We start from the raw sequence: 12,869 nt of genomic DNA, 5'->3' as shown, positions 1-12,869 counted from the left end.
GGGGGTGTGCTCCCGTCGGCTCCGGGCGCCGTCCACACCCTGCCAGCGCCGCACGGAGCGGGTTGCGTCGTCGTCCCCGCGGTTGCGAGGGCGACGGAAGTCGTGTCGTTGCGTTCGATGGTGTCGCGCGCAGCGCGTGGGCCATCGGACGTCGGCGTCGTACGCGACGGCGCCAGCGGGCCGGTGCCGTGTCGCGCTGCGGGCGGCGACCCTGGCGGGCGGCGTCACCTGGGATGGTGACGGCTTCGCCGAGGTCGGCCACCGCGCGGGCGCGGCAGGTACGTCGTCGGGGCGAGCTGCAGGTGTGGTGTGCAGCTCGACCACCCGCAGTATCGCATACCTGACGGATCGCACCCGGCGCGCGCCACGCCATGGACGCCGGCCGCGGTCAGGCCAGGGGGTCGCCGACCACGCCGTCCCGCAGCGGCCCCTGCCGCAGACGCGTGGCCTGAGCCGGGCGCGGCGGGGTGAAGCCGGTCGTCAGACGCAGCGCCTCGAGCACCTCCTGCGGGCGCACGGTGGGGGTGACGTGGCGGCAGACCAGCCGCAGCGTCGGCCCCTGCGGATCGCCGTCCTCGACGGCGAGCGACTCGACCGGCGCGCGCGCGTCCAGGGCACGCGGCCCGTTCTTGGTGAGGCGCTCGACCTCGACGACCTCGCCGGCCAGGAACGCCGCCACGGCCTCACCCACCGCGGCGGGGTCGGCGCCGGGCAGCACCACCAGCCACTCGCTGGCCTCCAGGCGGTCGGCGAGCGCCCCGGCGTCGGCGTCCACCACCTGCAGCACGTCGAGGCCATCGGGCAGGCTGTCGTCGAGCGCCGCGCGCACCGCGTCGGGGTCACGGCGCTCGGCCAGGGCCAGCTCGACGTACTCGGCCTCGCTGGCCGTGCCCGTGGGCGCGGCGTTCGCGAACGAGATCTTGGGGTGGGGGTGGAACCCCGCCGAGTACGCCATGGGGACGTCGGCGCGGCGCAGCGCCCGCTCGAGCGCGCGCTGGAAGTCGCGGTGGCTGCTGAAGCGCAGCCGGCCGCGCTTGGCGTAGCGCAGGCGCAGCCGCTGGACGACGGGCGGCGGGGGCGGACCGTCCGGGGTGCGGGGCACGTCAGCGGCCGGCGACGGTGAGCGGCAGCATCGTCTTGCCGGTGGGCCCGATCTGGATCTCGGTGCCCAGCTGAGGGCAGACGCCGCAGTCGAAGCAGGGCGTCCAGCGGCAGTCGTCGACCTCGACCTCCGACAGCGCGTCCTGCCAGTCCTCCCACAGCCAGTCCTTGTCGAGACCGGAGTCGAGGTGGTCCCAGGGCAGCACCTCGCTGAACTCGCGCTCGCGGGTGGTGTACCAGGCGACGTCCACCGGCTCGTCGGCCAGCGCGGCCTCGGCGCTCGCCATCCAGCGGTCGTAGGAGAAGTGCTCGCTCCAGCCGTCGAAGCGACCACCGTCGCGCCACACGGCCTCGATGACGCGGCCGACCCGGCGGTCTCCGCGCGAGAGCAGTCCCTCGACGATGCCTGGCTTGCCGTCGTGGTAGCGGAAGCCGATCGAGCGCCCGTACTGCTTGTTGGCCCGGACGGCGTCGCGCAGCTTGGCCAGGCGGGAGTCGGTGGTCTCGGCGTCCAGCTGCGCCGCCCACTGGAACGGCGTGTGCGGCTTGGGCACGAATCCGCCGATGCTCACCGTGCAGCGGATGTCGCGCTGGCCGCTCGCCTCGCGCCCGGCCTTGATGACGTTGGCGGCCATGTCGGCGATCTGCAGCACGTCGTCGTCGGTCTCGGTGGGCAGGCCGCACATGAAGTACAGCTTCACCTGGCGCCAGCCGTTGGCGTAGGCCGCCGCGACGGTGCGGATCAGGTCGTCCTCGCTGACCATCTTGTTGATGACCCGGCGCAGGCGCGCGCTGCCGCCCTCGGGCGCGAAGGTCAGGCCCGAGCGGCGCCCGCCCCGGCTCAGCTCGTTCGCGAGGTCGATGTTGAAGGCGTCGACGCGCGTGGAGGGCAGCGACAGGCCGGTGTTGGTGCCCTCGTAGCGGTCGGCGAGCTGCTTGGTGACGTCGGCGATCTCGCTGTGGTCGGCGCTCGACAGCGAGAGCAGCCCGACCTCCTCGAAACCCGTTGCGGCCAGGCCCTTCTCGACCATCTGGCCGATCCCCTGGATGCTGCGCTCGCGCACCGGGCGCGTGATCATGCCGGCCTGGCAGAAGCGGCAGCCACGGGTGCAGCCACGGAAGATCTCGACGCTCATCCGCTCGTGCACGCTCTCGGCGAGCGGCACCAGCGGCTGCTTGGGGTACGGCCACTGGTCGAGGTCCATCACGGTGTGCTTGCTGACCCGCCACGGCACGCCGGGACGGTTGGGCGCCACGCGCTTGATCCGCCCGTCGGGCAGGTAGTCGACGTCGTAGAACGCCGGCACGTAGACGCCGCCCGACCGGGCGAGACGCAGCAGCAGCTCCTCACGGCCGCCCGGGCTGCCCTCGGCCTTGAAGTCGCGGATGACGTCGGTGATCGCGAGCACGGCCTCCTCGCCGTCCCCGATCACCGCCGCGTCGATGAACATCGAGATGGGCTCGGGGTTGAACGCCGCGTGGCCGCCGGCCAGCACGATCGGGTGCTCGTCGGTGCGCTCAGCAGCGTGCAGCGGGACGCCGGCGAGGTCGAGGGCCGTGAGCAGGTTCGTGTAGCCGAGCTCGGTCGAGAACGACACGCCGAGCACGTCGAAAGCGGCGACCGGGCGGTGCGCGTCGACGGTGAACTGCGGCACGCCGTGCGTGCGCATGAGCGCCTCGAGGTCGGGCCACACCGAGTAGGTGCGCTCGGCGAGGGCGTCGTCGCGCTCGTTGATCACCTCGTACAGGATCATCGTGCCCTGGTTGGGCACACCGACCTCGTAGGCGTCGGGGTACATGAGCGCCCAGCGGACGGCGACGGCGTCCCAGTCCTTGACCGTCGAGTTGAGCTCGCCCCCGACGTACTGGATGGGCTTGCTCACCTGCGCGAGCAGGGGCTCGAGCGCAGGGAAGACGGACTCGACAGGCATGCGGAAGACCCTCCGGGTGCGGCTGGAACAACTCCTCAGGGTAACCCGGGGCCGCCGCCTTGCTCTCCCGCGCGCTGGACGCCGACGTGCCGAGAGGCGGCGGGTGCGGTTACGGTGGGACGTCCGCTTTGCCGGTCCCGGCCGGCGTCGTCGTCCGCTCCCCGAGGAGCCGCATGAGCGCGCAGCTCGAGGCGCGGCCGGGCGTGCCGACGTCCGGCCGCCCCGACGTCGCGCCTCGCCGTCCGCTCATCACCGCCCTCACCGGCCTGCGAGCGGTCGCCGCCGTGTGGGTCGTGCTGTTCCACTACCGCTCCGACGTGCTGGCGCTCGCGCCGTCCCTGCGACCGCTCGCTCCGATCATGGACGCCGGCTACCTCGGCGTCGACGTCTTCTTCGCCCTCAGCGGCTTCGTCCTCGCGTACAACTACGCCGAGTCGATGGGCCACTGGGACGCGCGGGCCACGCGCGGGTTCCTGCGCAACCGGCTCGCTCGGGTCTGGCCGGTGCACGTCGTGACGCTGAACCTGGACCTGCTGCAGGCCGCGCTGATCGGCACTCTCGGCGTCACCGCAGGCGGCCACCGGCGCACCGTGAGCGCCTACGTCGAGAACCTCACGCTGACGCACGCGTGGTGGAACGACCGGCCGAGCTTCAACGCCCCCGCCTGGTCGATCAGCGCCGAGTGGGCGGCGTACCTGGCGGCGCCAGTGCTGTTCGTGGCGCTCGCGCGGCTCCGGCGTCGGGCGGCGGTCGCGCTGCTCGCGACAGGCCTGTACGCCGTGATGCTCACCATCTTCGCGCTGTGGGCGCTGCCGAACGGCAACGTCCCGCACGCCGGCATGCTGCGCCTGGCGACGGAGTTCGGCGCCGGCCTGCTCATGTGGCGCGTCTACCGCTCCCGACCGCGCTGGCTCGGCCGACTCACCCTGCCGCTGGCCGCCGCGGTGACGCTCGTGGTGCTGCTGGTGCCGGCGGCGCGACACGGCTACTGGCTCGCACCGGCGCTGGGGCTGCTGGTGCTCTGCCTCGCGCTCGACGCCGGCCCGCTGGCCCGCGTGCTGTCGAGCCGGCCGTTCGTGTTCTGGGGCGAGGTGTCGTACAGCCTGTACATGACGCACGTGCTGCTGGCGCCGTCGCTGCACGCGCTGCTGCCGGTGCACCTGTACGACCAGTCCGGCTGGCCGCAGCGCACCCTCGTGCTGGCCACGTACGCGGGACTGCTGGGCCTGGCCGCCGTGGCGATGCACCGCATCGTCGAGGTGCCGGCCCGGCGACTGCTGCGCACCCGCCGCCGCGCCGGCGCACCCGAGGCCGCCGCCCCCTGATCCCGCCGACCTGATCCCGCCGACCTGATCCTGCCGCGACTCGGTCAGTCGACGACGACGCGGTGCTCGCCGGCGTCCAGCCAGTGCCGCACCGCGCGCCGAGACAGGGTGCGCGGCCCGCAGTCGCACCAGGCGGGCAGCGCGTCGTCAGCGGCAGCGCCGGGTGCGTCGGCCAGCCAGTCGTACCAGCGGTGCGGATGCTGGTCGCCCTTCGGCTCGTCGGGCAGGTCGCGTGCACCGTGCGAGACGTCGCGCACCGGCGCGGCGTAGACCAGCCCCGCGCCGGTGTCGTAGACGGTGGCGACGTGGTGGCTGCGCGCGCACTGCACCTGCAGCCGGACGGCGTCGCGGCCACCGTGCGGCAGCGCGGCCCAGGCCTGCTCGGCGGCTTCGCTTCGGGTACGGGCTCGAGTGCTCATGCCCTCACGCTGAGCCCGCTGCCGGGCGACCGGGAAGGGCCGAACGGCCCTGGTGTCCCTCGGCCGTCAGCGAGCGGCCGGACGACGGCGCCGGCGTCCCTGGCCCGAGCCGGCCGGCCGCGCCTGGCCTGCCTGGCCGCCCTGCCGCGGCTGACCCGCCTGACCCGACTGACCCGACTGACGCGCCTGCCCCGACTGTCCCGGCTGTCCCGACTGCCGCTGACGCGGCGGCTGCTTGGCGCGGGCCGGCTGGGTCACCGGCTGGGCGGCCTGCGGCTCGACGTACGGCGCCGGCGGCCCCGCGAGCTCGGACAGCAGCGCGTCCCCGGGCGTCACGACCGCCTGCTGCGGCTTGATGCCGGCCTGCCGCGTGAGGGTGCGGACGTCGCCGTGCTGGTCCGGCGTCATGAGCGTGACGACGACGCCCTTGGCGCCTGCGCGGGCCGTCCGTCCCGACCGGTGGGTGTACGCCTTGTGCTCCGCGGGCGGGTCCACGTGCACCACGAGGTTGACGTCGTCGACGTGGATTCCGCGCGCCGCGATGTCAGTGGCCACCAGCACCTTGACGCTGCCGTCACCGAACGCGGCGAGGTTCCGCTCGCGGGCGTTCTGCGAGAGGTTGCCGTGCAGGTCGACCGCGGGGATGCCCGCCGCCGTGAGCTGCTTGGCCAGCTTCTTCGCCGTGTGCTTGGTACGCATGAACAGCAGGCTGCGGCCCTGCCCACCGGCGAGCGAGCGCACGACCTCGGGCTTGTGCGCCTTGTCGACGGCGAGCACGTGGTGCTCCATGGTCGCCGTGTCGGCCTTCTGCGGCTCGACCGAGTGCGTCACCGGGTTGCTGAGGTAGCGCTTGACGATCACGTCGATGCCGTTGTCGAGCGTCGCCGAGAACAGCAGGCGCTGCGTGCCCTTCGGCGTCTTGTCGAGCAGCCGCTTGACGCCGGGCAGGAAGCCGAGGTCGGCCATGTGGTCGGCCTCGTCGAGCACCGTGACCTCGACGGCGTCGAGGTGCACGTGACCCTGGCCGATGAGGTCCTCGAGCCGGCCGGGGCACGCCACGAGGACGTCGACACCGCCACGCAGCGCGGTCACCTGGGGGTTCTGGCTGACGCCACCGAAGACCGTGGTGACCTTGAGCCCCAGCACCTTCGCGAGCGGCGTCAGGGTCTCGGCGACCTGGTTGGCGAGCTCGCGCGTGGGCAGCAGCACGAGGGCACGGGGGCGTCCGGGACGGCGCGCGCGACCGCTCGCGGCCAGCGCCGTCACGGTGGGCAGGGCGAAGGCGACGGTCTTGCCGCTGCCGGTGCGCCCGCGGCCCAGCACGTCGCGGCCCGCGAGCGAGTCCGGCAGCGTGGCGGCCTGGATGGGGAAGGGAGCGGTGATGCCGCGCTCGGCGAGCGAGCGGACGAGCTCGGGCCGCACACCCAGGTCGGCGAACGACGTGGTGGCAGCAGGGGACGAAGCGTTCTGGGACAAGGGAAGACAGCCTCTCGACAAGCGATGCGTGGGTGGCCGCTGATGCATGGGCAACCCCGCGATCACTCGCGGCAGACCTGGCGTCGTCCCGAGACGGGACGGGCGCTGCACTCGACCGCAGGGCGGACGACGTCCGCACCTGCCGACACCATTGTGCCCTACCGAGCGTCCCGGGCCCGCACCCGGCCCGGCGGTGAGGGTCAGGCGGAGCGAGCGGACATGCCGAGACGCACGTTCTGCAGCAGCCCGATCGCGAGCCAGGACGCGAACATCGACGACCCGCCGTACGACACGAAGGGCAGCGGCAGCCCGGTCACCGGCATGATCCCGAGGTTCATGCCGACGTTCTCGAACACCTGGAAGGTGAACCAGCACACCACCCCCACCGCCACCAGCCGCCCGAAGAGCTCCTCGGCGCGGTAGGCGACGAGCAACCCGCGGAAGAGCACGAACCCCTGCAGCAGCAGGATCCCGCCGGCACCGATGAAGCCCAGCTCCTCGCCGGCCACGGAGAAGACGAAGTCGGTCTGCTGGTAGGGCACGAAGCCGCCCTGGGTCTGCGCGCCCTGGAACAGCCCCTGCCCCTCGACGCCACCGCTGCCGATCGCGATGCGCACCTGCCGGGTCTGGTAGCCGATGCCGCGCGGGTCGACCGTGGGGTCGGCGAAGGCCGTCAGCCGGTCCTTCTGGTAGGTGTCGAGCACGTCGGTCGTGAGGGCCACGCCCACGCCCACCGCACCCACGAGCACGAGGCCCACCACCCACCGCGCTGGCGCACCGGACGACGCCACGACCCCGACCAGCAGCGCCGCCAGCACCAGCACCGAGCCCAGGTCGGGCTGCAGCAGCACCAGCGCCATCGGCACCGCCGCGACCACCAGCGCGAGCGCGACGTCGACGTGCCGGGGAGTGTCGTCGGCGTCGCGCTTCTCCGCGAGCAGCAGCGGCAGCGCCACGACGAGCGCGACCTTCGCGAACTCCGACGGCTGCACCGAGAAGCCAGCCGGCAGCACGATCCACGAGTGCGAGCCGTTGATCGTGGAGCCGAGCGGCGTCAGCACGGCGACCAGGCCGGCGATCGAGGCGACGTACAGCACCGGCGAGTACGCCCGCAGTCCGCGGTAGTCGACGAGGGCGACGGCGCCGCCGAGCACCAGCCCGAGCGCGAGGTTCACCAGGTGCTTGACCAGCACGGCGTCGCCGGACCCGCGCCGCGTCGCAGACCACACCAGCAGCGCGCCGATCAGCGACAACCCGAGCGCGGCGACGAGCAGGCCCCAGTCAAGACGCACCCACACGCTCCCGTGCTCGCGCGCGCGCCGGGTGCGCGCGTCGCGCAGGCCGAAGGCGCTCACCGACGTCCCCGCGGGTCGGGCAGGCCCTCGGTGGCCGGCACGACGCCCTCGGGCGTCACGATCGTGCCGTCGGGCCGGATGCGGGGCAGCGACGCGGGAGGCCGCCCGCCCGGCAGGGCCGCGGCTGACGGCACGATCTTCGACCCGCGTACGCCGTAGATGGCGGCGTAGATGGCGCGCACGATCGGCGCCGCCGTCGAGGCGCCCGTGCCGCCCTGGCTCACCACCACCGACACCGCGTACTGCGGGTGGTCCGCCGGGGCGAACGACGAGAACCACGCCGTCGCCTGCTTGCCGTAGACCTCACCGGTGCCCGTCTTGCCCGCGACGGCGACCGGGAAGCCGGCGAACGCGCCCCGGCCGGTGCCCGACGTCACGACACCGCGCAGCGCGCTGCGCAGGAACTTCAGGACGTCCGGCCGCACCGGCACCTTCGCCGCCGCGTGCGGGGCGATGCGCTGCACGACCTTGCCGGACGGCGAGACGACCGCCTTGCCGACGTGCGGCGTCCAGAGGGTGCCGCCGTTGGCGATCGCGGCGTAGACGCGCACCATCTGCAGCGGCGTCACGCTGACGTCGCCCTGCCCGATCGAGAAGTTCGCCTCGTCGCCAGCGCGGAAGACGTTGCCGTCGGCGCAGTTCTCCTTGGCCAGCTGGGTGAGGAAGCGCGCCCGGCTGGGATCCTTGCCGGCCACCTCCGGGAAGCCCGTGCGGGCCTTGCCGCAGTAGTAGTCCTTGGTCGACTCCCAGTACGACTGCTTCCACGCGCGGTCGGGGATGCGCCCCGCGGAATCGCCGGGAAGGTCGATGCCCGTCGGCTTGCCGAGGCCGAAGGCCGTCGCCATGTTCACGAACGGGTCGCGCGCGTCGCTCTTCGCCTTCGACCCACCGAGCCGCAGCCACGTCTTGTAGGCGAACTGGTAGAAGATCGTGTCGCACGACACGACGATCGCCTTGTGCAGGTCGATCCGCCCGTACGCCTCCGACTCGTAGTTGTGGAAGGCCCGGTTGCCGACCTGGTAGGAGCTGCCGCAGTCGTAGGTGCCGTGCAGGTCGAAGCCGTGCTGCACCGCCGCCGGCAGCGACACCACCTTGAACGTCGACGCCGGCGGGAACAGCCCCTGCGTCGCGCGCGACACCAGCGGGGTCCCGGCCTTCTCGTCCGACAGGCGCGCGAGCTCGCGGTCGGTGATGCCGCCGAGCCACACGCGCGGGTCGTACGACGGCCACGAGGCCATCGCGACGATCTGCCCGGTGCGCACGTCCATGACGACGGCGGCGCCGGAGTCGGCCTTCAGCCGCCCGCGACCACCGGGGTCCTGGCGCGTGCGGGCGGCCCGGATGCCGTCGCGCAGCGCGCGTTCGGTGGCCGCCTGCACCTTGGCGTCGATGCTCGTGACGAGGTGGTTGCCGGCGTCCGGGTCGACCTGCGAGAGCGTGCCCGTCACGCGGCCGCGGATGTCGACGCCCACGGTGGTGACCCCTGGCGTCCCGCGCAGCGCGGTGTCGTACTGCGCCTCGAGCCCGGCTCGACCGACCCGGTCGGTGCGTTGCAGCTCGGTGCGCCCGTCGCGAGCCGCCTGCGAGCTGGCCTTGAGCTCCTCGTCGGTCACCGGTCCGAGGTAGCCGAGCAGGTGCGCAGCCTGCACACCGAACGGCTCCGGGATGGTGCGCACCGCCTGCAGCTCGGCGCTCACCCCCGGGAAGTCCTCGCTGCGCTCCATGATCTGCAGCGCGACGCGCGCGGGGACGTCCTCGGCAACCGGCACCGGCTGGTACGGCGCGCCGTTGAAGCACACCGGTGCCTTCGGCGCCCCGGGGGTGCCGCACAGCTGCGTGCGCCCCCACACGGTCTCGAACGGCAGCCCGAGCACGTCGGCGAGCCGGTGCAGCAGCGCGCGCCCCTCGTCGTCGCTGTTGAGCAGCTCGGTGCGGCTCACCGACACCACGAGCGCCGAGCGGTTGGAGATGAGGGGCCGGCCGCGGTCGTCGAGCACCAGGCCGCGCACGGCGGGCGTGATGATCTCGCGCTCGCGGTTGGTGGCCGCCGCGGCGCGGTAGCCGTCGGCGCCCACGACCTGCACCGTGAACAACCGCGCGACGAGCGTCACCATGAGCGACAGCACGAACACCGCGACAGCCAGCAGTCGCACGTTGCTCTTCACAGCCGTGCCACCTCCGCCGGCTCGCCCTCGACCCACCGATCGAGCACCATCACGAGCGGCACGACGAGCAGCGAGGCCACGACGGCGTAGCCGACACCTCCGACGACCGTCTCGAGCGCGCGAGCGAGCGAGTCGCCGCCGGCCAGCTCGGCCAGCGCCTTGACGACGGACGACGTCGCAGCCGCGGCCCCCGCGGCCACGAGCAGCAGCACCAGCGAGCGCTCACCGGGGCGGTGGTAGCGGCCGGCGACCAGGCCAGCCAGTCCGTAGGCCACCGCGGTGAGGCCGAGCAGGCCCGCGCCGGGCGGGGTGAGGTCGGCGACCAGCCCCGCCGACAGGCCGACGGTGGCACCCGATCGGCTGCCACCGAGCAGGGCGAGGGCCACGACCACGAGCAGCGTGAGGTCGGGCGTCGCCAGCGGCCAGTGCGTGCGAGCGAGCACCGTGACGTCGACCAGCCGCGCCAGCACCACCAGACCGGCCGCCAGCACCACGCGCGCCGAGCTCACGACGAGCCCTTCGACGACGACGGCTGGGGCCGCGGCGGCAGCACCGCATCGCGGGGGTCGGTGCGCGGCGGCTGCACGACGATGCCTACGAGGTCGGTGGTGGCCGGCTCGACGTACGGTCGCACCCGGCCGCTGCGCGACAGCGTGCCGGGCGACGTCCGCACCGACTGCACCTCGCCCACCGGCACGCCCGGGACGAACGGCGAGCCCCCGACGCTGCCGAGCGTCACCAGCCGCGCGCCGGGCTCGACGGTGGTCTGGGCGTCGAGCAGCCGCAACCGCATGGGGCTGCTCCCCGCTCCGGTGGCCACGCCGACCAGGCCGGTCGACTCCACCCGCACCCCCACCGAGAACGTCGGGTCGGTGAGGAGCAGGACGTCGCACGTCGTCGGCGCGACGCGCACGATGCGCCCGACCAGCCCGTCACCGCTCAGCACCGTCATCTCCCGCCGGATGCCGTCGCGCGACCCGGCGTCGAGCGTCACCTCCTGACGCGCGGCCTGCTGGGGTGCCAGCGCCACGACACGCGCGGGCACGATGCGGTAGCCACCGAGCCCGGCGGTGTGCAGCAGCGCGTCCAGCTCACCGGCCCGGCGCCGGTCGTCGTCGGAGGCGCGGGCAGCCAGGCGCAGCGCGTCGTTCTCGCGGCGCAGCTCGTCGAGCTGGCGTCGGGTGCTGCCGGTGAGGCCCTGCCCGGCGTCCGACAGCGCACGCCAGGTGCCGGACGCCAGGCGCTCGGCCGGGCCGAGGACGGCGGCCGCGGCGCCACGCAGGCGGTCGGTGGAGCCGCCGGGCCCGGCAGCGAGGTCGAGCAGGATCAGGCAGGCCGTCAGCACGACCAGCGGGGCGAGGACGGTGCGGGACCGGCGAGGCGACCTGCGCACCATGCGGTCACAGGCGCCGTTCGGGCACGAGCACCCGCTGCAGCGCGTCGAAGTCCTCGACGCAGCGGCCAGAGCCCAGGGCCACCGACATCAGCGGCTCGTCGGCCACGTGGATCGGCATGCCGGTCTCGTGCCGCAGGCGCTCGTCGAGCCCACGCAGCGCGGCGCCACCACCGGTGAGCACGATGCCGCGGTCCATGATGTCGCCCGACAGCTCCGGCGGGCACTTGTCGAGCGTGGACTTCACGGCGTCGACGATCGCGTTGACCGGCTCCTCGATGGCCTTGCGGATCTCCTCGGCGCCCACCGTGATGGTCTTGGGCAGGCCGCTCACCAGGTCGCGGCCGCGGATCTCGGCCGTGGGCTCGTCGCTCAGCGGGAACGCCGAGCCGATGCTCATCTTGATCTCCTCGGCGGAGCGCTCGCCGAGCATGAGCGAGTACTCCTTCTTCACGTACTGGATGATCGCGTTGTCGAGCTCGTCGCCGGCGACGCGGATCGACTGGGCGGTGACGATGCCGCCGAGGCTGATCACCGCGACCTCGGTGGTGCCGCCACCGATGTCGACGACCATGTTGCCGGTGGGCTCCTCGATGGGCAGGCCCGCGCCGATCGCCGCGGCCATCGGCTCCTCGATGATGTAGACCCGCCGGGCGCCCGCATGGCTGGCGGCGTCCTCGACGGCCCGCCGCTCGACGCCGGTGATCCCGCTCGGCACGCAGATGACGATGCGCGGGCGAGCGAAGCGCGAGCGCTTGTGCACCTTGTGGATGAAGTAGCGCAGCATGCGCTCGGTGGTGTCGGCGTCGCTGATCACGCCGTCCTTGAGGGGCCGGATCGCGCGCACGTAGCCCGGGGTGCGACCGATCATGCGCTTGGCCTCGGCGCCCACCGCCACGAGGCGTCCGGTGTGCTCGTCGATGGCGACGACGCTCGGCTCGTCGAGCACCACACCGCGACCGCGCACGTACACGAGGGTGTTGGCGGTGCCGAGGTCGACGGCCATGTCTCGGCCGATGAAAGACAGGCTGCTCATGAGGGGGGGTACCACGGCTTCCGGGTCGCGAGCGAAGGGAGATTTCGGACGCCATCGTACGCGGCCCGAGCGGCGTCTCGGCCGGGGCGCGCGGGGGGCTCAGCCCAGGTGCGGGAACCAGATCGCGATCTCGCGCTCGGCCGACTCAGGAGAGTCCGACCCGTGCACGATGTTCTGCTGCACGGCGCTCCCCCAGTCACGACCGAGGTCGCCGCGGATCGTGCCCGGCGCGGCCGCCGTGGGCTCGGTGGCGCCGGCGAGCGAGCGGAAGCCCTCGACGCAGCGCTGACCCTCGATGACGACCGCGGCGACCGGGCCGGACGACATGAACTCCACGAGCGGCTCGTAGAACGGCTTGCCCTCGTGCTCGGCGTAGTGGCGGGCGAGCGTGTCGCGGTCGGGAGTGCGCAGGTCGAGGGCCACCAGGACGTAGCCCTTGGCCTCGACGCGCCGCAGCACCTCACCGGTGAGGCCGCGCCGGACGCCGTCCGGCTTGACGAGGACGAGGCTGCGCTCGAGGTCGGGCGTGCTCACAGGAGTGGACCTTCCGGTCGGACGTCGGGGGCGCGGCCAGCCTACCGACCCAGGCGTTGGCCCCGCCCGCACCCGCCACCCCGCCGGCCGCCGTCGTCCCGCTGATCACGTTAAGTGGGCGACACTCCGCTTGC

At 73.5% G+C, this 12,869-nt stretch carries 11 protein-coding genes; 1 reads left to right on the top strand and 10 read right to left on the bottom strand.

What is annotated here, in order from left to right:
• Nucleotides 1-388 precede the first annotated feature (388 nt).
• Nucleotides 389-1,102 (bottom strand): TIGR03936 family radical SAM-associated protein, encoded by a 714-nt coding sequence (locus tag ASD06_RS04030; protein ID WP_056673568.1) that lies wholly within the window; start codon nt 1,100-1,102, stop codon nt 389-391.
• A 1-nt stretch (nt 1,103) separates the two neighbouring features.
• Nucleotides 1,104-3,032, bottom strand: coding sequence for a TIGR03960 family B12-binding radical SAM protein (locus ASD06_RS04025; RefSeq protein WP_056673565.1), 1,929 nt, complete (start codon nt 3,030-3,032; stop codon nt 1,104-1,106).
• A 173-nt stretch (nt 3,033-3,205) separates the two neighbouring features.
• Here ASD06_RS04025 and ASD06_RS04020 point away from each other — a divergent pair, with 173 nt between their 5' ends.
• A complete protein-coding gene (locus ASD06_RS04020; protein ID WP_056673562.1) occupies nt 3,206-4,357 on the top strand; it encodes an acyltransferase in 1,152 nt (383 codons plus the stop codon).
• 44 nt (nt 4,358-4,401) lie between these two features.
• Here ASD06_RS04020 and ASD06_RS04015 read toward each other — a convergent pair whose 3' ends face one another.
• The 8 genes from ASD06_RS04015 to ndk form a co-directional block, all read right to left on the bottom strand.
• Nucleotides 4,402-4,776, bottom strand: a complete 375-nt coding sequence (locus ASD06_RS04015) for a hypothetical protein (protein ID WP_056673558.1) — start codon at nt 4,774-4,776, stop codon at nt 4,402-4,404.
• 66 nt (nt 4,777-4,842) lie between these two features.
• The gene (locus ASD06_RS04010) at nt 4,843-6,252 is read right to left on the bottom strand and encodes a DEAD/DEAH box helicase (RefSeq protein WP_056673555.1); all 1,410 of its coding nucleotides are present in this window, start codon (nt 6,250-6,252) and stop codon (nt 4,843-4,845) included.
• Between the two features lie 200 nt (nt 6,253-6,452).
• Nucleotides 6,453-7,607, bottom strand: a complete 1,155-nt coding sequence (gene rodA / locus ASD06_RS04005; protein WP_200941874.1) for a rod shape-determining protein RodA — start codon at nt 7,605-7,607, stop codon at nt 6,453-6,455.
• On the bottom strand, nt 7,604-9,772 hold the full coding sequence (mrdA, locus tag ASD06_RS04000) for a penicillin-binding protein 2 (RefSeq protein ID WP_082537686.1): 2,169 nt from the start codon (nt 9,770-9,772) through the stop codon (nt 7,604-7,606). The genes rodA and mrdA overlap by 4 nt, the downstream gene beginning before the upstream one ends.
• Complete coding sequence (mreD, locus tag ASD06_RS03995) at nt 9,769-10,281, bottom strand: rod shape-determining protein MreD (RefSeq protein ID WP_056673552.1); 513 nt, start codon at nt 10,279-10,281, stop codon at nt 9,769-9,771. The genes mrdA and mreD overlap by 4 nt, the downstream gene beginning before the upstream one ends.
• The gene (gene mreC / locus ASD06_RS03990) at nt 10,278-11,168 is read right to left on the bottom strand and encodes a rod shape-determining protein MreC (RefSeq protein WP_056673549.1); all 891 of its coding nucleotides are present in this window, start codon (nt 11,166-11,168) and stop codon (nt 10,278-10,280) included. The genes mreD and mreC overlap by 4 nt, the downstream gene beginning before the upstream one ends.
• Nucleotides 11,169-11,172: 4 nt before the next feature.
• Nucleotides 11,173-12,201, bottom strand: coding sequence for a rod shape-determining protein (locus ASD06_RS03985; RefSeq protein ID WP_082537685.1), 1,029 nt, complete (start codon nt 12,199-12,201; stop codon nt 11,173-11,175).
• A gap of 99 nt (nt 12,202-12,300) precedes the next feature.
• A complete protein-coding gene (gene ndk / locus ASD06_RS03980; RefSeq protein WP_056673545.1) occupies nt 12,301-12,735 on the bottom strand; it encodes a nucleoside-diphosphate kinase in 435 nt (144 codons plus the stop codon).
• Between the last annotated feature and the right edge of the window lie 134 nt (nt 12,736-12,869).

The organism is Angustibacter sp. Root456, assembly GCF_001426435.1.
In the GTDB taxonomy this organism is placed as follows: Bacteria; Actinomycetota; Actinomycetes; order Actinomycetales; family Angustibacteraceae; genus Angustibacter.
The sequence above is the reverse complement of the archived record's forward strand: the minus strand, read 5'-3'. Positions and strand labels throughout refer to the sequence as shown.

Bases quoted from the DNA above. Each gene is read 5' to 3' on its own strand.
- ASD06_RS04025 (WP_056673565.1), bottom strand. From the start codon at position 3,032: ATGCCTGTCGAGTCCGTCTTCCCTGCGCTCGAGCCCCTGCTCGCGCAG.
- ASD06_RS04020 (WP_056673562.1), top strand. From the start codon at position 3,206: ATGAGCGCGCAGCTCGAGGCGCGGCCGGGCGTGCCGACGTCCGGCCGC.
- ASD06_RS04015 (WP_056673558.1), bottom strand. From the start codon at position 4,776: ATGAGCACTCGAGCCCGTACCCGAAGCGAAGCCGCCGAGCAGGCCTGG.
- mreC (WP_056673549.1), bottom strand. From the start codon at position 11,168: ATGGTGCGCAGGTCGCCTCGCCGGTCCCGCACCGTCCTCGCCCCGCTG.
- ASD06_RS03985 (WP_082537685.1), bottom strand. From the start codon at position 12,201: ATGAGCAGCCTGTCTTTCATCGGCCGAGACATGGCCGTCGACCTCGGC.